Below are 25,286 nucleotides of genomic sequence, written 5' to 3' on the forward strand. Positions count from 1 at the left end.
TAGCGTGTAAGCCAGCGTGCTTACACCGGCTTGCGTGACAAACGCAGATGCCAATAAAAAAGCCACTTCACTGAAGTGGCTTTTTTGTATTTACTTAGCGCGCTGTCTGATATCCACTTCGGGTAACCAACCCTTCGGCGCCGCGCAGCACCACACCCACTGTATTATTGATGAGTTTCTTCCACACCAGGTGCAGCTTGTTTTCAATAATCTGATGCACCAGATACGCCAGCGTAACCACAATGGCTGAGGTTATCAGGTAAATCGCCACCTTGTTATCATCGTTGGCAAAGCGGATGAAAATCAGGTAACCAAAATGGGCGTGCAGCAAATAAATCGGATACGTCAGGCCGCCAGCCAGTTTAGACAGCGGCAGTCGTAGTGATGCTGCGTGGCGGGTATTCTGATAAGCAAAAAACGCAAAACAGGCGGTAATAGCAAGCGCAACCCCAATGGCTGAATAATCAAACCCTTTTGGCTCCATCATGCGCATGGTGCGATCCACCGTAAACTGTACGCACAGCCCGTAAGTGATAAGCAGGCTCACTATTGTCTTCCAGTCGGTTTTTTCTTTAAGCATGGCAAACAGCGCCCCGGCGGCAAAGTAATAATAATACGAGCCCAGGTAAGGAATGGTATCCAGGTTTAGCAACCAGGCTGCGGCAAACAGCACCGGCCACAACTGAAACAATCCCTCCAGCCGGCTTTGCAAACCCAGCAACAGTACCACAAACACCAAAAAGTAAAATTTAAGCTCGTACAGCAAGGTCCAGTACACGCCATCTACATCCTCAAAGCCTAGTAAGGGCTGAATCATGGTCAGGTTAGCCAGCACCTGGGGCAGGGTGACCGAAATGGTATCGCCGCCCCATAACATAATAAATGCTGTGGTAAACAAGACGGCAAACCAGAAAGCTGGATACAGCCGGGTCATCCGGCTTACGGCGAAGGCAGAGGGGGAGCGGGTTTTCGCCGAGAAAAAAATCACATAACCGCTGATCATAAAAAACAGTTCAACGCCCAGATAGCCATACTTGGTCACATCGATCAGGCCGGGAATATGACTGATAGAGTCAACCTTGCCATTGGCAATACCGTTAAATGTATAGTGAAAAAGCACAACAATCACGGCGGCAAACAGGCGCGCGTAGTCTAATAATTCAAGTCGTTTCATAAGGCCCTGTTAGTCAGTAAAGGGTGAAGCAATACAGCAAGCCGCTGTACAAATCCTTTGCATCTGGCACACCGCCGTATACGCGGTGTGAGTAAATCGGGCACGGGGCCACAATTGTTAACAGGGCAAGAGGTAGCAAGCATTGAGCCGGATTGACGCCAGCGCATGGGAGTTATTTCGTTAGATTTTCAAAAATATTATGCTATTCAATGCTTTATCTTGCTTTGTGAGTCAGCGCAGTGCAACAGAATAAGTCTCTGGTTTGTATTCAGCGCGCTGATTACCGCCTGGGGTTGTTGCTCTTTTTACACATTATCGGGCGATATAACCTCTGCCCGCCTTCAACGCTTAACATGAGTCGTTAAGTCTGAAAACGAGCAAGTGTTTGCTGGTAGCAGGCCGGCTAACAGGGTACTGATAGAGATGCCGACTTCATCTTCAAACCGGCTGAAGTGGGGAGCCGGGTTAATCTCTAAAAAGATATAGCGGCCCTCAGGCGTCAGTCGCCAGTCAATGGCCGCCCATAACAGACTAAACTGTCTGGCCAGAAGCAGGCTTTTTTTATGTAATGCTGCTGGCAATGAATGGGGCAGCATGTGGGTTGCTTCATCCAGCCTGAAATCTACTGCGTTGGAGCGTAGTTCGGCACTGATAATCTGTTCTCCCACTATATAAGAGCGAATATTGGTGCCGGCTATAAACTGCTGAAAAGTGGCCGGGCAGCGGGACAGCCGACTTTTTAAATAATGCTCGTGTTTCATTGCAGAAGATAGCAGGCGGGTATAGGCGCCGCCCTGCACGGGTTTAGCGATAATAGCGCTATCAGTGTGCATAAAAGCAGAGGCAGCCACGAAGTGGTTGGTTATCAGTGTTGGCGGGATGTTAAGGCCTGCCTGCTGCGCGTGATAAAGCTGAATACCTTTGCACTGGTGCAAAATGATCGCATCAGCCGGGTTTATCCAGCGAATGCCGGGAAACCGGAATAATATATAGAGTAAACCGGTATATTCCGCGCTTATTAGTTGTTCGCGGGCCATATTGCTGAGACCACCATTTGCTGATGACACCGGTGTATAGTTGAGCCAGTAACCGGCCACAACCTGCGACAACAGGATGGTCTTGTCATCGATACACAATTCTCCGTCATGCCTGTGAGGATACCAGCTTAAAGACGCAGAACCGGCAATGGTGCGGGTATCAAAAATAACCGCCTGATAGGAAGTCAGGTTAATTTGGTCAGCCAGCCGCTGACATCGGGTGTCATCTGGCTGACCAAGAATAAGTACGTACATTAACGACTCTGCTATCCGGCCGTTACTTAACCGGTAATGCCGGCAGTGCACCGCCATTTTCACCGATCGCCTGTGTGTAGTACACCGGGGGCTTGCCCGGTACTACCGGTAACGGGTTGATGAGCAAGAGAGTACCCCCACTCACGGCGTTTACTTCGGCATCCTGTAATGGTGTGATAGATTCAAAAAACGGGTGTTCCATATCTAATTCCTTATAAAATGGTGAAATCTGGTGTGCTATTTTACACACCAGTTAAGTTAAAACACTGGTGTGGCGAGTGCCACTGTTCTCAGGGCGGGTTTTGGCCCAAGGCTGTTTTTCCCGCTCAGGCTTCCCCGCTCAGGGCTGTTTTTCACTGAACGGCAGCGGGCCGTACATGTGATTAAAATACATGGCCATGAGGGCTGCCCGATTCCGGATATTCAGCTTGCGGTAAATATTGGCGCAGTGAAATTTCACCGTGCGCTCGCTGATATACAGCTGTCGGGCAATCATTTTGTTAGATAAGCCTTCAATGACTTTCTGGGCAACCTGCAATTCTCTTTTAGACAGGCGCGCCAAACGCAGGGCGGGACGTCCCAGTTCTTGTACACTATGCATGTGCATCTCCTTCCTTAAAGTTAATGTGCTGCGCGTAAGCGCTATGGTTAGCATGCTCAAGGCGGCTTAGCTGGCCGTCCTCAAGCACGTATACGGTATCAGCCATGGCAATCGTTTCCGGGCGGTGTGCTATAACAATCCGGGTGACTGACAAGCGCCGAAGGTTGTGATTAATCGCTATTTCAGTTTGAATATCCAGATGGCTGCTGGCTTCATCCAGGATCAGTATTTCGGGCTGGCGATATAGCGCACGGGCCAGTAGCAGGCGCTGCAGCTGTCCACCGCTAAGACTGCTGCCCATATCGCCTATCAGTGTGTGATATTGCATTGGCATCGCCAGAATGTCTGTTTCAAGGCAGGCTAGCCGGGCAGCCTGGCGAGCGCTATCAAGGCAGGGGTGCTCGGCAAAACCGGTGAGATTATCCAGTAACGTACCGCTTAAGCAGGCATCATCCTGAAGCACGCAGGCCAGCCGCTGACCATAATCCTCGACACTATGAATACGGTTATCACCGTAATGAACCTGACCCTGAGTGGCGGGTAGCAAACCGGCTATGCACTTAGCCAGTGTGCTTTTGCCGGTCCCGCTTTTACCAATAATGGCGATCACTGCACCAGGCGGCACATGTAACTCAAGATTGGCAAAAACCGGTTTTCCCAGCGCAGTATGCTGAAAAGTAAGCTGACGAATGTGCAGGGAGGACACAGCAGAGGTCGTGGAGGTCGGAGCCATGTTTAGCGGCCTGACTTTGTTCGGTGTAGCCAGTGCAATGTCTGAAAGGCGATCCAGATGCACCCGCAGCAGTTTCAACTGAATTAACTGGTCTATCAGGCTATCAGCGGCCTGGGTAAACCTGCTTTTATAACTGATAAAGGCAAACAGCATCCCGACAGTCATGGTGTTATCCATCACGGCCAGTGCTGCAATATAAATCACCAGCAGATTTTCGATGCCAAACAACAATTGATTTGTGCTATCAAATACGAGCTCGCGCTTGCCCAGACGAATCCCCGTGTTTAAAGAGTCGGTCAGCCGGCGTTGCCACTGCGCAGAGCGTTGGCTGTGTAACCCAAACTGATGAATAGTCTGTATCCCGCGCAGGCTCTCCATAAAGTGTGTTTGCTCTGCTGCCTGATGCTGTAGCTGCTCATGACTCAGCGCCCGGTACTGTCGGTAACTGACTATCCGTATCACGATGTACAGCAGAATAAATGTACATACCGTCAGTGCCAGTAACGATGAGTAAAGCCACATTACAACCAGCGTAATGATGGCCATCAGTCCATCCAGTAAGGCGGTGACAAAACCTGTGGTTAACTGCTCGCGAATAGCTGCGAGGGAGCCGAAGCGGGAGACCAGATCGCCAAGCTGACGCTGGGCAAAAAACTGAGTGGGCAGGCGTAACAGGTGCTGAAACAAACTTGCCGACATATAGAGCTGTAAGCGGGTCGACAGACTTAGAATTACCCACTGCCGGATACTGCTGATGGTAGTCTCCATCACCAGCAGCAGAGTAAACCCCAGCGCCAGCGTAATCAGTAGTGAGGATGATTGCAGCATGAGCACCTCATCGACCACTGTTTGCATATAGTAAGGGCTGGCCAGGGCGGTTAACTGCAAGAGCAGCGACAAGCCAAACAAGACAGCAAGGCTGCTATTTAAACCACGACAGGCCTGCCAGAAGCTAGACAGCGTGAGTTGCCGGGTAGGTGCGGCAGATTGATAGTGGCTCACCCGGGTCAGCTCAATCGCAACACCGGTAAAATGTTTTGAGGCCTCAGGCAGACTAAGACTGCGCTCTCCTTTAGCCGGGTCATTTATAAAAATCCGGTCGCGTTTAACCTGGGTCAGTACCACAAAATGCTGCATATCCCAGTGCAAAATAGCTGGCAGGCAAAGCTGACAAAGCTCTTCGAGCTCCAGTTTCAGCGGACGGCTGGATAACCCGAGTTGCCCGGCCATGGCTATCATGTCTTTGAGGGACAGGCCGCGGCTGGTATAGCCATATTGCTGTCTGAGCGCAGGTAAATCGGTCTCATTACCAGTATAGCGCGAGACCATTGCCAGGCACGCCAGGCCACATTCGCCCACCTCACTTTGATAAATCATGTCGACCTTTTTACTTCTTCCTAATTGTAATTGCAGTGCGTGCATTACCATCTCCCGGAAATGGTCAGTAAGGGCTCCGCCAGCCACTCAATCAGGCTGCGCCGGCTCAGTGCGATATCTGCCGAAAAGGTCATTCCCGGTTTCAGTGCAATGTCTTCACCGTAGGCGGTAATGAACTGAGAATCTATGCTGGCGGTGGCGACACTGACCGGTTCGGTTATTGCGGTTAAAGGGGCGTCAATATCTTCGGGCAATAATACACCCGGCGATACAGCCGTAATTTGCGCTGTCTGCAAGCCGAATTTCTGATAGGGGAAAGCGTCAAACCGTAGCCGGACATCACTGGCTGTATTCAGCATACCGGTGGCATAGGCCGGCACCATCAAACGGGCGTGTAGTTCGCTTTGTGCAGGTACCACAGTGGCAAGTAAACGATTTGCATAAACGGTATCACCGGCCTGTACTGCCAGGCTGCTGATGATGCCAGGCGTGGTGGCGACAATCGTAGTGGACTGCTGGTGGGTAAAGCGAGCTTGTTTTTGTAATAACTGGCTTTCCAGTTCCTGCAATTCCAGCGAGGTTTGCTGATAACGGGCCTCAACCTGCGTAAGTTGATGCCGTGTATCGGTCTGTTGTTGTGCGTCAGCAGCTAACTGTAAATCCAGTTCAGTGACTTGTTGGCTGGCATAAAGCCATTCACTGTAAAGAGCGTCAAAGTCATTGCGGGCAATGTGAATACCGGCGACCGGTTTCATACGCGCCACTTTTTCAGCCAGTAGCTGCTGCTTCTGACTGGCGAGCTGGCGTAGCTTCAGCCTCAGTGTTTTGTTTTTCTGAAGTTGTACCAGTGTATCTGAATATTGTTTGTTTTGCCGGGTGAAATGCTCAAATGCAGCATCGGCTTTTTGTTTAAGTAAGTTTATTTGTTGCTGGTTTTCCTGTGCCAGCGCCTCACCGAGTGCAGATGTTGCATTGTACTGCTGGTCTGCGTGCAGGATGGCAAGCGGTTGTCCTGCGCTGATATGATCGCCCTCTCTAACCAGCAGTTGAGACACCACCCCGCTGTGATTACCCGAATACACACGGGTTATGCCCTGCGGGGGCGACAGCCAGCCATTTACCGTAATAGTGCGGGTGTACTGACGGTTACACAGAAATAGCAACACCGCAGCAAACCAGAGTGCCAGTAATATGCACAGTGTTTTGACGGTGACAGACGGGCCAGCAAAGGCCAGGCTGTGCAGATTGTCAGACTGGGCATCCATAACCTCTTGCCTGAATAATTGCGTTCTCATTTTTTTGTCCCTGTTGTTTTGGTCAGACAAAGCTGACTAGGCTGAGTCAGTGCTACCTTAAGCGGAACAGAAAACAAAAACTGTCAAAATTCGGCCAATTTTAAAACAGCATGAAAATTGGCCGAATTGTCGTATTTTTTGGCCGGATTTTGCTATTTTTTGTGCAAGACATTGCGTCGAAAAGGTTGCCTGTACCGTGAATGACTGAATAAAAGTAGGGCAAAGCGCAAAAAAAACCGGCCACTGCATATTCACAATGGCCGGTTTGTCGCTTTTTTTAACTCAGTAAAATGAGTGAAGGTGCAAAAAAATGAGTGATTAATGCTCCCAGTGATACTGATGGGCTTTTTCACTCATCTGGTCTGCGGTTTCCTGTGGCATAAAGGCTTTGTTGTCCTGCTCAAAGAAAAACGGTTTGCGGGTATCGGTGCTGCCAAGTTCAGCCATGGTAGCGGCTTCAAACACCCGGCCATTGAGTACGGTATAGTCCACATACTCGCTGCGATGAATATCGCTAAGCACGTCTCCGTCTATCACGACCATATCGGCCAGTTTACCCGCTTCAATACTGCCCAGGTCCTTGCCCATTCCCAGATGTTTAGCGCCATCAATGGTGGCGGCCCGCAGGGCTTCAAATGGCGTAAAGCCACCCTGATGCATCAGCCACATTTCCCAGTGGGCCGCCAGGCCTTCGCGCTGACCGTGAGCGCCAATGTGCACACTGACCCCGTTTTCGCGCAGCTCTTTGGCATAGTCGGCCACATTGGTGTGGTTATACTGATTATCCGGTGCGGTAGGGCGGCGAATAGCCCGGGCATCCAGCAGGTAAGACGGGGTATAACGCAGCAGTCTGGGGTTTTTCCAGACCTCGGTGCGATCATACATATACTCTTCGCCCATCATGCCGCCATACGACACCACAAATGTCGGGGTATACCCAAAGCTGGTGGCTTTCCACAACTGGGTAACATCACTATAACCCCGTTCCACCGGCAGGCTGTGCTCCAGCCCGGTATGGCCGTCGACCAGCATGGTCAGGTTTTGCTGTAATTTACCGCCGCCCTCAGGCACGACCATCATTTCCTGTTTGCTGGCGGCCCACAATACCTGCTGGCGCTGACTACGGGCAGGCTGGTTGTAACTCTTTACCGAAATAGCGCCGGCGTCTTTTAAGCGCTGCACATGAAAATAGGCATCATCATAATCCTTGATAATCGCTTTATAACCCAGCGCCTCGGCGCCATATAAAATGGCGCCGGTGGAATAAATACGCGGGGCAATAATACCGCCGGTGCGCTGTAATTCAGCCGCAGCAAAAACTTCGGTCGTATCGTTAGACGGATCGTGAATGGTAGTTACACCAAAGGCCACATTGGAAAACTGTCCCCAGTTTTGCTGCGGAATAATCTCATTGCGGCCCTGGGCACCGTGAGCATGGGCATCGACCAGGCCCGGTATGATTGTTTTACCGGTGGTGTCAATTTGCATGGCATTATCAGGAATGGTGATATCGCCCTGACGACCCACAGCTTTGATGCGGTTGTTTTCAATGATCACCACACCATTTTCAATCACGTCCTGCTGGGTATCGGCGTTTCGCATGGTGACCACAGTGCCGCCTACCAGTGCTTTTACCCCAGAGGGCTTGTCAGCATCGGCTTTAAACGACAGGTTCATGCCAGTATCTTCCGGCTCTGGCAGGTCACTGCGACTGGCCACAAACTCAAAGGCATCTTTGAGCTCACGCTCAAAATAGCGGGGACCATGAAACCAGCCTACTGCCTTGTTATCTGCACGCCAGGTTAGATACTCGCCGGCCCGGGCTGACAGCTGCTTCACCGGCAGGGATGTCATGGTGGGGGACAGAGTGATTTTTTTGCCGTTGTCCACATAAGGGGCCACATAGGTATTAAACTGATGCACAAAGGCAATCCACTTTTTATCGTGGGATAACCGGTACTCGCTGATCTGGTCGGCGCCGTACACATGCACCTGCTTGTCTTTGCCCTGCAAGTCAACGCTGGCCAGCTGGGTCTCCGGGTAGGCTGTACCGCCAACGCTCTCGGTAAAATAAACCCGGCTGTTGTCACCGGCAAAATGCGGTTCCTGACCGTGCTGACTGATATGGGTATGCTCGCCTGTGGTCAGGTCGGCTACATACAGGCCCGGGTCCATTGAATAAGCCGGGTCCAGCAGATAACCGCCGGTGAACTTGCGATAGGCAATCTTATTACCGTCGGTGGAAAAAGCCGGCTCTACGTAATGGCCCGGTGTTTTGGTAATAGCTTCAGGCTCGCCTCCAGAGGCGGCGATGCGCATGACCTGGCCCAGCGATTCATCATTCCAGGTGGTATACACAATGTATTTGCCATCGTTGGAATAACGCGGGAAGTATTCATCATCGGTGTTCTGTGTGGTCAGCCGGGACATCTTGCCACTGCTGATCTCTTTGGTGTACAGCTTACCCAGCGCCTGAAACAGCATGGTTTTGCCGTCCGGCGATTTTTGCGACCAGCGAATCATTCTGACATCAAATTTATCCGGAGCTACCTCCACCTCAAAACGCAGCGCGTCGGCAACCTGTTTGGTGGTGCTGATCGACACATCAATATCGGTCACTTGTTGTGTGTTGACGTCAATTTTATGAAAGATGCCGCCGGTCCAGTACACAATGGCCGAGCTGTCTGGTAGCCAGTCAAAATAGGCATAGTAGCCCTCAGAGCCAAAGCCTTCCTGCATATCCCGCTCCATCTCAAGGGTTAGCGGGGTTTCTACGCCGGTTGTCATATCTTTAACAAACAACCCGGTGCGGTCCTTCACCCGGCGGATAAATGCCATGTACTGCCCATCAGGGGAGGGCGTAGGAACAATGGCACCGCCGGTGCCGCTGATAAACTGGGATTCCTCACCGCTTTCACGGTCATAGCGGGTAATCGCAAAGATGCCTTTTAGCGGGTCGCGGTTATATTCAAACTGCGCGCCAGGCACGGTATTTTGGGTGTAATACAGATAGCGGCCGTCATGAGAGAAGACCGGGTCGGCAATATTTTGCTGATCTGAGTCGCCATTAACCCGCGCTTTGATCTGCAAGCCATCGCCACCGTCTTTGTGATACATCCAGATTTCGCCGGCCGGAATACTGCGGCTGGACATAATCCCCTTGGTGGCAATCAGATAGTTGCCGTCCGGACTCCACTTGGGTGAGTGAATCAGATTCTCGGTTTCCTGGCTGACCTGGCGCAGGTTTTTACCATTGGCATCCATGACCCAGATATTGGAAATACCGCCACGATCAGAGATGAACGCAATCTGTTTGCCATCTGGCGAGATCGCCGGCTCAATATTCCAGCCAAAGTCTTCGGTCAGCGCGCTGGCTTTACCGCCGCCAAGCGGCACTTTGTATAAGTCGCCCAGCATATCAAACACCATATACTGGCCATCTGGCGATACAGACAAGCTGGACCAGGTTGTCTGGGTAGTGTTGATACTGACATTACTTAAAGAAAAAGGCGGGTCGAGTACATCCCATTGGCTATCAGCTTCTTCTGCCTGTGCTGACATGCCCATAGCTGTGGCCAGCAGTGCCCCAATCATGGAGTGGTGTGTTTTCATTCTCATTATTATAACCAGTCGTCGTTAGTGGCTATAAAATATAAGGTATTCGCTGTTTTTGCAAAATTAGGACAGTAATAAAACAGCAACAAAAAACCCACCAGGAGGTGGGTTTTTTTAAACGACGGGCAGTTAGTCGTTCATCTGGCTGAACAGATTTTCCAGAGACAGCCCCTGATGGCTGAGCATATCCCGTAACCGGCGTAATGCTTCTACCTGAATCTGCCGTACCCGTTCGCGTGTCAGGCCTATTTCGGCGCCCACATCTTCCAGTGTGGAAGGCTCGTAACCCAGTAAGCCAAAACGGCGGGCAAGCACTTCACGTTGTTTTGGATTCAGCTCTTCAAGCCATTTTACAATGCTGGCTTTAATGTCGCTGTCCTGCAGATTTTCTTCCGGACCACACTCGTTATGGTCAGGAATAATATCCAGTAACGCCTTGTCGTTTTCACCACCAATGGGCGTGTCTACCGAGGTAATGCGTTCATTTAGCCGCAACATCTTGGTCACATCCTCAACGGGTTTGTCCAGTGCCTCGGCTATTTCTTCTGCTGTAGGTTCATGATCCAGTTTTTGCGCCAGCTCACGGGCCGCCCGCAGGTACACATTCAGCTCTTTTACCACGTGAATGGGCAGGCGAATCGTGCGGGTCTGGTTCATAATTGCACGTTCAATAGTCTGACGAATCCACCAGGTGGCGTAGGTTGAGAAGCGGAATCCGCGCTCTGGATCGAACTTTTCAACAGCCCGAATCAGACCCAGATTGCCTTCTTCAACCAGGTCAAGCAATGCCAGACCCCGATTATTGTAGCGGCGTGCAATTTTAACGACCAAACGAAGGTTGCTAACAATCATGCGCTTGCGTGAGGCTTCGCAGCCTTTAAGTGCACGACGGGCAAAGTACACTTCTTCTTCAGCCGTCAGTAATGGTGAGTAGCCGATTTCACCCAAATAAAGTTGGGTGGCATCCAGCGATTTTGGAAGTTCCTCCTGGGTCGCAAAAATATCGTCACTTCCATCGACGATGTCATCAGTCATTGATTCATCAGCTTTCATATCGACTACATCGATAGTGTCAGCATCATCCCGAGCTTCTAGCTCAACTACAGCAGTTTTACTTTTTCCCACAACGGCATCTCCTGCGTTATAAGGGTTTACCCTGCGACGTTCTCCATTTTCATACTGTTATTATTATTTATTGTTATTATTAGTGTTCTGGCAGATACCGGAGAGGATCTAATGATTTTCCCCGATATCTTACTTCAAAGTGAAGCTTTACATAATCCGTGCCACTGTTACCCATGCTTGCAATGCGCTGACCTGCTTTTACCCATTGCTGCTCGGTTACCGCTATCTCGTCGTTGTGGGCGTATGCGCTAAGAAAACTATCGGTATGCTTTATTATGATTAAGTTACCGTAGCCTCTGAGGCCGTTCCCCGCGTAAACTACCTTACCAGCTGCCGCTGCCAGCACAGGACTGCCTTTTTCGGCGCGTATCTCTATGCCTTTTCTGCCTGACTCATTGCGGTCAAATTTTCCGGTTAAGCGCCCGTTTGATGGCCAGACCCATTGGTCGATTCGACTTGGGAAACCGTTTTTTGACGGCTTTTTGGCGCTTTGCGTCGTCTTCTTGACGGTATTAACTTCTTGGCGCTTAACATTTATTTCACTTTCACGATACTCCCTGTCCTTTTTTCGATCAATACTACTTTTGGACTGTATAGGGTTGGTCGTACCACTTGTTTGTTTATTATTCACCGCCACCGGCTTGCTCGTGGTTCGGGCAACCGCCGGGGCTGTTAAGCGAAGACGCTGTCCGGGCGCGATATTATAGGGCTTAGACAGCTTGTTGTAGCGGGCAATATCCTGATAATCCATACCGGCATACCAGGCAATGGCAAATAAGGTATCGCCCCGCTTAACAATATAAGTATCGGCACTGTAGTGAAAGTCTTGAGGTGTTTCCTGACTGTCCAGAAGGGTGACCGGGGCAGGGCTGTGGTCTGATGCACAGCCGCTAGCGCCTGCGATTATCAGGCCAGTGAGCAGAGCTGCCCCTGTTCTGCTCAACATAAACCGGGTTATCCTTTGATGATAAAATACGCCAGAACGGCCAGGCCAATCGTCAGCCAGCCCAGTACTTCAATATACTGACGCAGTTTATCTTCCATGGCACTGCCACCCCACTTCATCAGTCCTGCGACCAGGAAAAAGCGGGCTCCGCGACCCACCGCTGAAGCAATAACAAACGGTACAAAAGCCATTTGCAGTACTCCAGCACTGATCGTAAAGACTTTATAGGGAATGGGAGAAAACCCAGCCAAAAAGACTACCCATACGCCATATTCCTTAAACCAGGCCATTGCGGTGTCCAGCTTGTGGGCATAACCGGCAGACTCGATCATAGGAAGAATCCAGGCATCAAAGGCAAAGTATCCCAGCAGGTAGCCGGCAATGCCACCGAGCACTGAGGCCAGCGTGGTCAGCAAAGCAAAATACCAGGCCCGGGCCGGCTGAGACAACGACATAGGGGCCAGCATCACATCAGGTGGAATGGGAAAAAACATAGACTCGGCAAAACTCAGGCCGCCAAGATAGCGGCTGGCATGACGATGTCGGGACCAACGAAGCGCCATGTCATAACAAGGCTGAAAAATTTTCACTGAAGATCTCCTGCGATCAGCGGTACAAACCGCACCGCTTCCACAGTTTGTGTGTGAAGCTGGCCGTCGGTTCGATCTATGCAAAGTAATTGTTGTTGCTCATTACCGACAGGAATCACCAGCCGTCCGCCTTCGCGAATCTGTTCGATCAGGGCATCCGGCACGCGGCTTGCCGCTGCAGTAACAATAATAGCGTCGAACGGACCTTTAGATGCCCAGCCTTTCCAGCCATCGCCGTGTTTCATGGAGATATTGTGTAAATCCAGCTGATTCATCCGGCGCTTGGCCTGGAACTGCAGGCTTTTAATTCGCTCCACGCTACACACGCTATTAAATAATTGTGCCAGAATCGCAGTCTGGTAACCCGAACCCGTCCCAATCTCCAGTACCCGGGAAGGTGGGTTAGGGGTTGCCAGCAGTAATTCTGTCATTCTGGCAACAATATAAGGCTGTGAAATGGTCTGGCCCTGCCCAATAGGCAGCGCCGTATTCTGATAAGCCTTATGGCGCAGTGCATCGGGTAAAAACAGTTCCCGTGGCGTGGCCGCGATAGCCGTTAATACCTGCTGATTGCGTACACCTTCCTGGTAGATCAATTCAGCCAGGGTTTCCCCTTTTCTCGATGTTCTCATTATGGTGTTAGTTTCCCTGAAGAAAAAAACGATTTATTATTATTTACTTAACCAGGCTTGCATATCTTGCAGGCTTTTGTGTGCTGTCATATCCACATCCAGTGGGGTGACCGAGCAATAGCCATTGGCAATCGCATGAAAGTCAGTGCCTTCGGAGGCATCCTGCTCAGCGCCGGCCGGGCCGTACCAGAAAATCGTGCGACCAAACGGGTCGGTACTTTTTTGCATGCCTTCAGCACGATGGCGGCGTCCCTGACGGGTAACCTGAGTACCGGCCAGCTGGTCATAGGGAACATCCGGTACATTAACATTTAAAATCTGGTTGGCCGGTAACGGGTGTTCCTGCAATTTGCGGATAATATCCACCACCACCTGCGCGGCTGTTTCAAAATGCTCTCCGTCATGGCTGGTCAGCGATACTGCAATGGCCGGTAAACCCATGTAGCGGCCTTCGGTTGCCGCAGCGACGGTACCCGAATAAATAACATCATCGCCCAGGTTGGCCCCGTGATTGATGCCTGACACGACCAACTCAGGATCTTCATCCATAAAACAGTTTACTCCCATATGCACGCAGTCAGACGGGGTGCCATTAACAGAGTAAAAACCGTTGTCCAGCTGCTGAATACGCAGTGGCTGGTGAAGCGATAACGAATTACTGGCTCCGCTGCAATTACGATCCGGTGCAATAACCGTCACATCGTGTTCTTGACTTAGCGCCTCATAAAGCACCTGAATGCCTTTGGCAAATACACTGTCATCATTACTTAAAAGAATTCTCATGGTGACTCCGACATTGATTGGCCGCTGTGCGGGGCAAGTGTATTGATGCACTCGCGCAACACTGAGGTTGCAAAACATCCGCTGGGCAGTGAAAAGCAAAAAGTTAATGTATCACCTTGCTGATGCCATTCAAGATTTTGTGGCCAGATTTTTATGGTCCGGCGCTCTTGCTTAAGACCGGCATCGGCAAGAAAGGCAGCCGCATCACTAAAGTGGTCGGCAATGTCCTGCTCAAAGGCGGCGACCACTCCGCTGGTGGCCAGTTTTCCGGCGCCCCACAGCGGCGCAGACGGCGCTAAATCTTTATCGACATAGCGTTGCTGCACGGTGCTGTCGCTGCCATCATGAATAAAAAAGCTGTTTGAACCGGTTAGCATCAGGGCATCGCCCGGTACAGTAGCATTGAACAACCTGGCTTCGATACGGGCACTTAAATGATGATTAAACAAAAAGCTGCGCAGCGCTGATAGTGCCATTGAGCGTTTATTCCGGTTTCTGATGACTTCACCCTGAGCCATCCGTTCAGCCAGAATCAGATTACCGCCTTCCTGACGCTGTCCGTTTTCATCCTCGCGGACCACGCCAAAACGCTGTTCGCCAAAATAATTGGGAACCCCCTGTTCGGCGGCAGTCTTAAACCGGGCTATCACATCGTCTGGCTGGGTGACGTTGCGCAGCGTGATTTCAAACCGATTGCCCTTAAGCTGCCCGGTTTTCAGTTTTTTGTTATGGCGGGTCTGACTCAGTACTGTTACGCCTTCCAGATTCAGCGTGCTGAAATCAAAGTCTGCTTTACCCGGAGCGTGTAAACCAAACCACTGGCGGGTTAGGGCATACTTGTCTTTGCGCCCGGCATAGCTGACCGCGCGTAGCGGCAGTCCGGTAAATTTTGCCAGTGCTTCGGCAACAAATGCCGTGTTGGCATTGATCTTTTCGACCAGAATAAACTGGTGTTCGCCGGAGCCGGTCAGCGGATAGCCCAGATCTTCAATCACCACAAAATCTTCAGGGTGCTGTTTAAACACGCCGGTGCCAGCAGGCTGACCACTCAGGTAATGCCAGTTCTCGGTTGTAAAAGCCATTATTCGGCACGCTCCAACAGCACGACCGCATGCGCAGCAATACCTTCTTTACGGCCGGTAAACCCTAGTTTTTCGGTAGTCGTGGCTTTAACATTAATGGCATCGCTGGCCACCTGGCAGTCAGTGGCAATGACTTCGCGCATGGCATCAATGTGCGGCGCCATTTTGGGCGCCTGGGCAATAATCGTCATGTCTGCATTGCCCAGCCGGTAGCCTTTTTGATGAACCAGGCCAATAACATGGCGTAGCAGGTTACGGCTGTCAGCACCGGCAAACGCATCATCGGTATCCGGGAAGTGTTTACCTATATCACCTAAGGCAACCGCGCCTAGCAGGGCATCACATAGCGCGTGCAGCAGCACGTCACCGTCCGAATGGGCCAGTAAACCATATTCATAATCAATCCGGGTGCCACCGACTGTGATGGGCCCCTGGCCGCCAAATTTATGTACGTCATAGCCATGACCAATACGCATTATGTCACCTCGTTTACGGTGTCTCAGCAGCTTGCTGAGCAAGATAAAAAGCCGCCAGCGGCAGGTCAGCCGGGCGGGTAATTTTGATGTTAGCCGGGTTCGCATCAATCAGGGCAACCCCATGCCCTTCAAATTCCATGGCGGAGGCTTCATCAGTAATATTACGCCCCTGCGCCAGACCGGTTTTAAGCGCGGCGGTAAGCTGGCCGGCATTAAACAGTTGCGGAGTCAGGGCATGCCATAAATTGTCCCGGCATTCGGTATGCAGAACCTGAGCATCGGGACTTTGCCGGTGGGCACGTTTCATGGTGTCGCGCACCGGCGTGGCCAGTATGCCGCCAGCCACATCAGAGCGTCCGGTCACCTCAAGCAGGCGATCTATATCGGCATGTTCCAGACAGGGGCGGGCGGCGTCGTGCACCAGCGCCCAGCAATCTGCAGGGAGTCCGGCCACGGCGGCCAGCACAGAGTCGGCCCGTTCACGGCCACCATCCACCCGTTGCAGCCAGGAGGCTGAGGCGACCGGCAGCTGGTCAAAATAAGGGTCTGCCGGGTCCAGCGCAATCACTACCTGGTGAATGACCGGGTGGCTGATTAGCGCCGCCAGCGTATGCTCAAGAATGGTTTTACCATGCAGTGTTAAGTACTGTTTAGGGCGGTCAGCCTGCATTCGGCTGCCAACGCCGGCGGCCGGAACCACGGCGACTACTTTATTTATCTGTGTCATTGTTACTGCTGGTCAGCAGGCAAAATCCGGTAAAAGGTTTCGCCGCGTTTAATCAGGCCAAGCTCATTTCGAGCTCGTTCTTCGATGGCTTCCAGGCCAATTTTCAGGTCGCTGATATCGGCTTTAAGCAGGGCGTTGCGTTGTGCAAGATTGGCGTTTTGTAATGACTGCCGGTTAACCTCTTCCTGCAGGGCAACATAATCAGGAATACTGTTTTTGCCAAACCATAAGCGGTACTGCAACAAACCCAGCAGTACCAGCAATACAATTGGAATCCATTTGTCTTTTAGCACACTGCCCACCTGCTCCTGATATCAGCGCAATATTATGCCGACATGCGTACAGGTTTCATAGGGCAAAGCACTCACTTTTGAAATTTCCCTTTGAGTTTCTCCAGCAGTTTGTTCTTTTGTTCATCCACCACACTGTCTAGCCGGGTCTGTAATAAGGACTCCAGTGAATCAGCGTTGCCGGACACCGCACCAAGCATACTATTAATATCGGTGATGTCGCCGCGGGTGGTTTGCTGGGTTGATAATCCCATGCCGTTCAGTTTCGCCTGAAGGGCATCCAGTTTATCCTGCTGGCTGGCTGCCAGTTCACTGAGCGCTGCACTGGCCAGCTGATTATCCAAATCAGAAGATAGCGAGAACTGCGGGGCTGCGACTGACCCGGCCAGACTCATATCCATGCCCAGCTTATTCAGACCCGATAAGGCCCGGGCGATAGCCTGGCCATATTGACCCGAGCCACTGGCCTGCATGGCCAGATCAGATAACCTGATATCAGCGCTACCGGATAACGCATCATCGCTGATGGTCAGTGAGCCAGTGGTGGCCAACAGGGTAGACAATACCTGCGCAGTCACTTTACTGCTTTTAAGCAAATCTACCCCGGTTAGGGAAATACCGGCCAGTGACCACTGCTGTTGGGCATCCACCCCGTTATCATCAATCCAGAACTGACCGGATGAGGCAAATTGTTTAAACATATCGCCGGCTGTACTGATGCTGAACGTGGTGGGGTTACCAAAAAGCGTATGCAGATTAGTGATATTTTGCCAGTCCGTCACAATCGCCTCATCGGCAAATTTCACCGACACCCGGGCTTGTTTGACGAGCACCGGGAAAGGCTCGCTGGCCGGTGCATCTGAGGGGGCCGGGGAGCCATTTATCAGCGGCATGACCAGGTTAAAGGCTGACATCAGGTATTCGTTATATTCAGCTGCTTTATCGCCAAAAATCAGATAGGTAACCTGGTTCAGCGCACCAGCATCTTTGGCCAATACACCTTTGAGCAATGCCATATCATCCTTGCGGGCCTGATTAAGCTGCGCCACCGCCTGGCTGAGCTCACTTTTAACATTTTGCGCCGAGGCGGCAAAATCACTGAGCTGTTGTTTATCTTCACTGACCGATTGCTTCAGCGTTTCGAGCTGGTTTCTGGCGGTCAGTAATGCCTGTGGATTTTTGTAATCGGTATCTTTTAATGCCTTTACTCTGGCCTGATAGCCGGCCACGCGGTGCTTGTCCGGCAGCGCGGCATACTGCTGTTTAAGGTTCTGTGTGGCGTTGTTATAGGCCGCTTCAAGGGCGCTGACGGCATCCGGTGTTTTTAGCGGATTGCGGGCGATCAGCTCTTCCACCGAGGGCACTGCAGCGCTGGCTTTATCCTTTATTTGTTCCAGGGACAGCCCGGCGGGCTGGCGCAGAACCTTGCCAGGACTTTGACGCGGCTGATTAAATTGCACATCCAGCACATTGAGTTCATCGACGACGGCCTGACCGGATAACAGCGGTAATAACTCCACCTGAGCATACGCCTGACTGATCTGGACTTTATTGCGCTTTGGGCTGAGCGGGTCGGTCAGTGCAATGTTGTTAAGCGTCACCGAGGTGGGAAAAAAGCGGTGGCTGACACTGTCAATATCCACCTGGGCACCATAGGCCTCGGTCAGCTTGTCTTCAAGCACATGCCGGATAATCTGGTTGGCGCTAAACCAGTAAACGGCAATCAGCACAACAAGAGTAATCAGAAAAATATAACGCTTTCGCAATCCCGGCGATGTCGACATGCCTGCTCCCGGTCAGGTTAATTGATGTGTGCAGTCTAGAAAAGCACGGCACCTGCTGCAAGATTATATTGTAAAAACAATATGTTCAGGCCAGTTTGAACTGCTGCACAATATGTTGAAGCGCCTGCGCGCTATGTTGCAGCTGTTGACTGGCATCGGATAATTCTTCCACCGTATGCTGGCCGTCATTGGCTGATGTAGACAGCGCGTTAAGCCGCATATTAACCTCGCCGGCGGCTTGTGACTGCTGACTGGTGGCCACCGCTATCTGGCTGTTCATGGCCGAGATATCGCTCATCAGGCTATCCAGGGTGGTCAGGGTTTCGTTGGTTTTAATCGCATTCTGTTCGGTATTCACTGCCGCCTGCAGGCTCACCGACACCGCCTCTACCACAGACTGGGAGCCAACCTGAAGACGCTCAATCATACCCTGAATTTCGTCCGTGCTCTGGGCCGTGCGACTGGCCAGAGTACGTACTTCATCAGCCACCACGGCAAAACCACGGCCCTGTTCACCGGCCCGGGCAGCTTCAATGGCAGCATTCAGTGCCAGCAAGTTGGTTTGCTCAGAAATACTGCGAATCACATCGAGCACTGAACCAATCTGCTCGGTCTGACCGGCCAGACTGGCTGCCTCGTCACTCACCCGCTGAATATTGTCATTTAGCGATCGAATCTCAGCCACTGTGGTAGCCACAGCCTTTGACCCCTGACTCACCTGTTCACGTACATTTTCAGCGGAATGGTCAGCAGCGCCGGCAGAACTGGTGACATCCTGAATCTGCGTGGTCATCTGCTCCATGGCTGCCGCCACCTGCAGGGTGTTTTCTGATTGCATGCTGACCTGCCGGGCACTATTGGAGCTGGTGGCTGATAAGTTGGTAGCGTTATTTGAAACGGTCTGGCTGCGCGCCTGCACATCGAGCATAGCCGTGCGAATCTTATCGGCAAACTGATTAAAGTAGCGTGCCTGCAAGGCAACCTCATCTTTGCCTTCTACAGGAAGCAGGCGGGTCAGGTCGCCTTCACCATCAGCAATATCCTTCATACGCTGTGTGGCCAGTGTGAGGGGGGTTACAATACTGTTGCCAATCAACATACTGACCAGTGCTACCAGAGCGATGATAATCAGTGTGCTGATTAAAAAGGTATTGCGCATCTGGGCATAGGCAGCATCCAGGCGGGTAAGATAAATGCCTGAGCCAACCGTCCATTGCCACGGGCCGAACCGTTTTACATAGGAAATTTTATCCACCGCCTGTTCCTGACCGGGCAGGGGCCATACATAGGGAACAAAACCTTCACCGCGGGATTTAGCCAGCTCGGCCATGGTCACAAAAAAGCGATCGCCGTTAGCATCTTCAAAGGTTTGCAGGTTTTTACCATTTAAGGCTGGTTTAATGGGATGCATAACCATTTGCGGAGTGTCATTCTGAACCCAAAAATAGTTATCCGTGTCATATCGCATGCCCTTTATGGCTGCCAGCGCCATGGTCTGTGCCTGAGCTTCGCTCAGCTCACCAGCTTCACTGGCCTGATGAAACGTCGACATCACCGAGGTGGCCACCTCCACCAGATGCCGTGTTTCTTCATAGGCTTTTTGTTTTTGCGCGGTGTAATGCTGATTTAAAATCAGCATTACCATGACGCCCAGCAATATTGTGATAAGTCCAATCATGCCGAAAAGACGTGCCATTACACTGAAGTTTCGCAGCCACAACATGGGTTTCTCCTAGATCAAAGACATTCCAAATTGTAGTCATGAAAAAAGGGTTTCTCCTCCATTTGTTAATAAAATTAACATCATGTCATTCGTCGCATAAATTTGTGCGTTGAATGGGGTTGGACTGGGCTGTGCGTGTGCTAGTATCCGCCCTTTCTCGGCCTGCTGTCTGATCTGTAAGCAACGCTTAAGAGTTAAAAGTACGAGAAGAAGTTAAACACGCATATAACAATGCAATGTGTGAGTAGATAAACGCAACCGCACAGCTATTTACGAAGCGGTAACCTTTTTCAACTGTTATTAATAAGGCGAGCAATGCTTACTAACGAAGACCTCAACACGCTCTCTTCAATACGTCAGCGAATTCGCGATCATTATCGCATTGACGAAGATGTGGCAATTGATCAAATCCTGCCCATTGCAGAAGTGAACCCACGTGCCCGCAGCCGCGCCTGGGAGCGTGCACGCAAAATGGTACTTAAAATTCGTCGTGAAGAAGAAGGCCACGGCGGGGTAGATGCCCTGTTAAACGAATACTCATTGTCGACCGCTGAAGGGGTGGTACTGATGTGTCTGGCAGAGGCGCTATTGCGAGTGCCGGACCAGGCAACACAGGATGAACTGATTCGCGATAAACTGTCTCAGGGCCAGTGGACTCCACATCTGGGTAACTCTGACTCAATGTTTGTTAATGCGTCTGCATGGGGATTACTGTTAACCGGCAACATGGTTAACTATGCCGATAAGCGTAAAAGTGAACAGTTTGGACTGCTTAAACGCACCCTGGGTCGTTTAGGTGAGCCAGTGATTCGTCGCTCTATGAATCTGGCGATGCGCGTGATGGGCCGTCAGTTTGTTATGGGTGAAACCATTGAAGATGCGGTGGAACGGGCCCGGGAAAAAGAGAAAAAAGGCTACGTTTACTCTTATGACATGCTGGGTGAAGCCGCCCGAACCATGAAAGACGCCAAGACTTTTTACGATTCTTATGCCTCTGCGATTAAAGAAATTGGCCGGGTGGCTGATATGCGGGGCCCGAAAAAGTCACCGGGTATCTCGGTTAAACTGTCAGCACTGCATCCGCGCTTTGAATTTTTGCAATTCGAGCGGGCAATGAAAGAGATCACCCCACAGCTTAAAGAGCTGTGCATGATGGCGAAAAAGTTTGATATCGGCCTGACGGTGGATGCAGAAGAAGCTGATCGTCTGGATTTGTCGCTGGAGATCATTGAAGCCGTATTCCGTGATGACGATCTCGGTGACTGGACCGGATTTGGCATGGCGGTTCAGGCCTACCAGAAACGGGGCCTGCATGTTATTGACTGGATTCACAAGCTGACCCAGGAAACTGGCCGCTCAATGATGGTGCGTCTGGTAAAAGGCGCCTACTGGGATACTGAAATCAAGCTGTCTCAGCAAGCCGGCCTGGATACTTTCCCGGTATTTACCCGTAAGTCTTCGACTGATGTGTCTTATCATGCCTGTGCTAACCGCTTGCTTGACTATCGCGATACTATCTATCCCCAGTTTGCCACGCATAATGCCTATACAGCATCGGTGATTCTGGAGCTGGCTGGCGATGATAAAGACGGCTTTGAGTTCCAGTGTCTGCACGGCATGGGCGATACACTGTATGACCAGGTCGTGACCGAAGATAAGATTCAGTGCCGCGTGTATGCACCGGTAGGCGATCACGAAGAGCTGCTGGCCTATCTGGTACGCCGACTGCTGGAAAACGGCGCCAACTCGTCATTTGTTAACGCCATTGTTGATGATGAAAAGCCGGTTGAAGCTTTGTTGGAAGATCCGGTAGAAAAAACCCAGCGTCTGAAAACTCGCTACAACAAACTGATCAAAGCTCCACGGGATTTGTACGACCCGGAACGGGTGAATTCCAAAGGTCTGGATTTGACCGACAACATTTCAGTAAAAGCCCTGCATCATGGTCTGGAACGCTGGAATAAAGTGTACTCGCTGAGTGAAAGCGATCTTCCTGAAGGCGCAACGGCTGTGCGCAACCCGGCCAGACATGATGACATTGTGGGTTATCATATTTACGCCACAGAAGAAGACATGCACAAGGCACTGGAGGTGACAGCAAACGGCTTTGAAAGCTGGTCTAAGCGTCCGGTTGAAGAACGTGCTGATATTCTTGAGCGCAGTGCTAATGCGCTTGAACGTCACATGGTAGAGCTGATTGCCATCTGTATCCGTGAAGCGGGTAAAGTGGCGCAGGATAGCATTGACGAAGTGCGCGAAGCGGTAGATTTTCTGCGTTATTACGCAGTGCGAGCCCGTGAGCTTGACGAAGATCAGCGTTATGTTCCCCGTGGTGTGGTGCTGTGTGTATCACCCTGGAACTTCCCGCTGGCTATTTTTACCGGTCAGTTATGCGCGGCTCTGGTCACCGGAAACACGGTTATTGCCAAGCCTGCTGAACAAACCAGTATTGTTGCTAAGCGCTGCATTGAAATTATGCGCTCGGTGGGTTTACCGGATGACGCATTGCAGTTGCTAATCTGCCCGGGTAAAGGCGTGGGTGAAACGCTGCTGCCAGATGAGCGTATCAAAGCGGTTATGTTTACCGGCTCTACCCAAACCGGTAGTCTGATTTCCCGTACACTGGCGGCGCGTGGTGGCGAGCAGGTTCCCCTGATTGCCGAAACCGGTGGTCAGAACGGGATGATTGTTGACTCTACTGCGTTACCAGAGCAGGTTATTGACGATGTTATTCGCTCTGGCTTTCAAAGTGCTGGTCAGCGTTGTTCAGCCATGCGCGTTCTGTTTGTTCAGGAAGACATTGCAGACAAACTGAGCGAAATGCTGATTGGCGCGATGAAAGAGCTTAAAATTGGCGATCCGATGTATCTGAATACAGATATCGGGCCGGTTATCGATGAAAAAGCTCTGAAATCACTGACTGAGCATGAAGCTTACATGAAAGAAAATGGTAAGTTATTGTATCAGGCACCACTGCCGGAAGGCGCGGACAACGCGACTTTCTTCCCGCCTACATTGTATGAGCTGGAAGACATCAGTGTGCTGGAAAAAGAAGTGTTTGGACCGGTTGTTCATATGATCCGCTTTAAAGGCAAGGACATTGAAAAAGTGGTTGAAAAAATGAACAACACCGGATTTGGTCTGACAATGGGGATTCATTCTCGTATCGAAGACCGGGCACATCATCTGGCAGCGCTGAGCCGGGCCGGTAACGTGTATATTAACCGTGATATCATCGGTGCCATCGTTGGCGTGCAGCCATTTGGTGGTCGTGGCTTATCTGGTACCGGGCCAAAAGCTGGCGGGCCAAACTATTTGCCTCGTCTGATGATGGAGCGTGCTACACCTAAGCCTTCGCACATTGATGATATTGAAAATATCGATGAAGCCTTGCGTTCAAGCACCCAGGAAGATCACGATGCGGCGGCGCGTCTGATGGACAACGGGTTGGAAGTCGAAGGTAAATGGCGTCATACGCCACTGAATGACCGGATTTCCTGTGTACGTCAGCTGTTGGCTAAAATTGCCAAAGTCGATATTGTTGACGAACTGGCCGACGACTTAAACCGCACACTGGCAACCTCCCGTCAGCAACTGATTGCTGTCGAGCGTCGCCTTAAATCACCGCAGACCCTGCCAGGGCCGACTGGTGAGTCGAATAAACTGTACCTGGAGCCGCGTGGCATTCTGGTTTGTTTTGCCGACAAAGGTGTGTCGTTTGAATACTGGACTCTGTCTATTGTGACAGCATTGGCGACCGGTAATACTGTCGTGTCAGTGGTTTCTGACCTGTTCTATGAAGAGGCACTGGAATTCCAGGAGAATTTCAATGCATCCGGTGCACCCAAAGGTGTATTCCAGGTGGCCCGCCTGAAACATCTTGAAGCACTGTTGATGGATGAAGACCTGGCGGGTGTGGTCGTAGATTCACATACCGAACGTACTGCACAGATTTCTGCAATGCTGGCTTCACGGGAAGGCGGTGCTATTATGCCGGTTATCTCAGCCGAGTATAATGATAATCTGATTCAGCGTCTGATGACCGAGAAGACCATCAGTATCGATACCACTGCATCAGGTGGTAATACGTCACTGATGACATTGGTAGAAGATGACGAGTAAGCGTTAATGATACAAAAAACCCAGCTTGAGGCTGGGTTTTTTTATGCGTAAATGTTGCTATAAAGCAACATACTTAGCTTGTGGTACGAGAGCTGCGCTAAGCGGTGAGGTTACACCCACTCACTGCTACGGCCACGCTTTTTAGGCAGGAAGGTCAGAATAACGCCTAATAGTACACCTACGCCGGCCACCATACCGCCGCGGGTAAACCATTTAATCATTTCGTCTTTTTCCTGATTCTCCAGTTGCGTGGTGAGCTTGTTCAGCTCACGGCTTTGTTCTTCGGTCTGGTTAGTCAGACGTTTCACTTCGCGCTGGGCCTGGCTCAGCTGCTGTTTAAGACGACCGTTTTCAGACTCCAGCCCTTGTTGGCTGGCCTGACTGTCTGCCAGTTTCTGAGTGATGATCGGCAGTTTTTCAGCGCGGGACATTTCGTTACTGACAAACTTACTTTCAACCCAGCCGGTGCGATTTTCTTTGTGTTCGCGAATTTGCATAAACTCCGCATCACGATCATTTTTCAGGATCGTAATTGGCGTGCCGGCTTCTACACTCCCCAGAATACGATAGTTGCGGCCTGCGCCGGTGTGCATGAATACGAACAAATCATCCCGGATATAATGGGAGGATGAAGGTTCCATATCAGGTGTATCCTGCAGGGCAACTGCCTGTGCAGTGAAGGCGATCATCACGACCGTCAGCCATTTTCGAAACATAGAGAATCCGTAAACTTATTTAAACCAGCAAAGATGTTAGAGACTGTGCAAACTAAAGGCAAGCATCGTGCCGTCTTCATATCGGAGCAATCCGGCAATTCATCCTGAGTCGCCCGGCGTGAAATTCACTTAGCCAAAAGTGGTAGTAGTCATTGCCAATTTTTTTGCACAGGGTTAAGGTGTCAGCATCTGTCTCTTAGAGC

20 protein-coding genes are annotated in these 25,286 nt (G+C 51.1%); 1 reads left to right on the forward strand and 19 read right to left on the reverse strand.

The features are described from left to right. Positions 1-94: 94 nt before the first annotated feature. From EZV72_RS02520 to EZV72_RS02605, 18 genes are all read right to left on the reverse strand, one after another. Entirely contained in the window at positions 95-1,174 is a 1,080-nt protein-coding gene (locus EZV72_RS02520; RefSeq protein ID WP_137165752.1) for an acyltransferase family protein, read from the reverse strand. Between the two features lie 341 nt (positions 1,175-1,515). Further along, positions 1,516-2,523 (reverse strand): ATP-grasp domain-containing protein, encoded by a 1,008-nt coding sequence (locus EZV72_RS02525; protein WP_137165753.1) that lies wholly within the window; start codon positions 2,521-2,523, stop codon positions 1,516-1,518. Then, positions 2,489-2,668 (reverse strand): hypothetical protein, encoded by a 180-nt coding sequence (locus EZV72_RS02530; RefSeq protein WP_137165754.1) that lies wholly within the window; start codon positions 2,666-2,668, stop codon positions 2,489-2,491. Before EZV72_RS02530 ends, EZV72_RS02525 begins: the two co-directional genes overlap by 35 nt. A 138-nt stretch (positions 2,669-2,806) precedes the next feature. Further along, entirely contained in the window at positions 2,807-3,067 is a 261-nt protein-coding gene (locus EZV72_RS02535; protein WP_232364484.1) for a helix-turn-helix domain-containing protein, read from the reverse strand. Then, entirely contained in the window at positions 3,060-5,222 is a 2,163-nt protein-coding gene (locus EZV72_RS02540) for a peptidase domain-containing ABC transporter (protein ID WP_232364485.1), read from the reverse strand. Before EZV72_RS02540 ends, EZV72_RS02535 begins: the two co-directional genes overlap by 8 nt. Further along, the gene (locus tag EZV72_RS02545; protein WP_137165757.1) at positions 5,222-6,472 is read right to left on the reverse strand and encodes an HlyD family secretion protein; all 1,251 of its coding nucleotides are present in this window, start codon (positions 6,470-6,472) and stop codon (positions 5,222-5,224) included. Before EZV72_RS02545 ends, EZV72_RS02540 begins: the two co-directional genes overlap by 1 nt. Positions 6,473-6,790: 318 nt before the next feature. Continuing rightward, the gene (locus tag EZV72_RS02550) at positions 6,791-10,039 is read right to left on the reverse strand and encodes an amidohydrolase family protein (RefSeq protein ID WP_232364543.1); all 3,249 of its coding nucleotides are present in this window, start codon (positions 10,037-10,039) and stop codon (positions 6,791-6,793) included. Positions 10,040-10,216: 177 nt separating this feature from the next. Beyond that, on the reverse strand, positions 10,217-11,212 hold the full coding sequence (gene rpoS, locus EZV72_RS02555) for an RNA polymerase sigma factor RpoS (RefSeq protein WP_137165759.1): 996 nt from the start codon (positions 11,210-11,212) through the stop codon (positions 10,217-10,219). Between the two features lie 79 nt (positions 11,213-11,291). After that, complete coding sequence (locus EZV72_RS02560) at positions 11,292-12,158, reverse strand: peptidoglycan DD-metalloendopeptidase family protein (protein WP_137165760.1); 867 nt, start codon at positions 12,156-12,158, stop codon at positions 11,292-11,294. 8 nt (positions 12,159-12,166) lie between these two features. Continuing rightward, positions 12,167-12,748 carry a YqaA family protein gene (locus EZV72_RS02565; RefSeq protein ID WP_137165761.1) on the reverse strand — a complete coding sequence of 194 codons (582 nt, stop codon included), beginning with the start codon at positions 12,746-12,748 and terminating at the stop codon, positions 12,167-12,169. After that, complete coding sequence (locus EZV72_RS02570; RefSeq protein ID WP_137165762.1) at positions 12,745-13,380, reverse strand: protein-L-isoaspartate(D-aspartate) O-methyltransferase; 636 nt, start codon at positions 13,378-13,380, stop codon at positions 12,745-12,747. Before EZV72_RS02570 ends, EZV72_RS02565 begins: the two co-directional genes overlap by 4 nt. Positions 13,381-13,419: 39 nt before the next feature. Beyond that, positions 13,420-14,163, reverse strand: a complete 744-nt coding sequence (gene surE, locus EZV72_RS02575) for a 5'/3'-nucleotidase SurE (protein ID WP_137165763.1) — start codon at positions 14,161-14,163, stop codon at positions 13,420-13,422. Further along, positions 14,160-15,245 (reverse strand): tRNA pseudouridine(13) synthase TruD, encoded by a 1,086-nt coding sequence (gene truD / locus EZV72_RS02580; protein WP_137165764.1) that lies wholly within the window; start codon positions 15,243-15,245, stop codon positions 14,160-14,162. Before truD ends, surE begins: the two co-directional genes overlap by 4 nt. Beyond that, positions 15,245-15,721: a 2-C-methyl-D-erythritol 2,4-cyclodiphosphate synthase gene (gene ispF / locus EZV72_RS02585; RefSeq protein WP_137165765.1), complete on the reverse strand. Its 477-nt coding sequence runs from the start codon at positions 15,719-15,721 to the stop codon at positions 15,245-15,247. Before ispF ends, truD begins: the two co-directional genes overlap by 1 nt. 13 nt (positions 15,722-15,734) lie before the next feature. Further along, complete coding sequence (ispD, locus tag EZV72_RS02590; RefSeq protein WP_137165766.1) at positions 15,735-16,448, reverse strand: 2-C-methyl-D-erythritol 4-phosphate cytidylyltransferase; 714 nt, start codon at positions 16,446-16,448, stop codon at positions 15,735-15,737. Positions 16,449-16,450: 2 nt separating this feature from the next. Beyond that, positions 16,451-16,741 (reverse strand): cell division protein FtsB, encoded by a 291-nt coding sequence (gene ftsB, locus EZV72_RS02595; RefSeq protein ID WP_137165767.1) that lies wholly within the window; start codon positions 16,739-16,741, stop codon positions 16,451-16,453. A 71-nt stretch (positions 16,742-16,812) separates the two neighbouring features. Further along, a complete protein-coding gene (locus tag EZV72_RS02600) occupies positions 16,813-18,522 on the reverse strand; it encodes a TIGR03545 family protein (RefSeq protein ID WP_137165768.1) in 1,710 nt (569 codons plus the stop codon). Positions 18,523-18,607: 85 nt separating this feature from the next. Further along, entirely contained in the window at positions 18,608-20,245 is a 1,638-nt protein-coding gene (locus EZV72_RS02605; RefSeq protein WP_232364486.1) for a methyl-accepting chemotaxis protein, read from the reverse strand. 315 nt (positions 20,246-20,560) lie between these two features. Here EZV72_RS02605 and putA point away from each other — a divergent pair, with 315 nt between their 5' ends. Then, a complete protein-coding gene (putA, locus tag EZV72_RS02610; protein WP_137165769.1) occupies positions 20,561-24,367 on the forward strand; it encodes a bifunctional proline dehydrogenase/L-glutamate gamma-semialdehyde dehydrogenase PutA in 3,807 nt (1,268 codons plus the stop codon). A 110-nt stretch (positions 24,368-24,477) separates the two neighbouring features. On the opposite strand, the gene EZV72_RS02615 is transcribed toward putA, so the two are convergent. Beyond that, complete coding sequence (locus EZV72_RS02615) at positions 24,478-25,083, reverse strand: TIGR04211 family SH3 domain-containing protein (protein ID WP_137165770.1); 606 nt, start codon at positions 25,081-25,083, stop codon at positions 24,478-24,480. Between the last annotated feature and the right edge of the window lie 203 nt (positions 25,084-25,286).

This window comes from Salinimonas lutimaris (assembly GCF_005222225.1).
GTDB classification, from domain to species: domain Bacteria; phylum Pseudomonadota; class Gammaproteobacteria; order Enterobacterales; family Alteromonadaceae; genus Alteromonas; species Alteromonas lutimaris.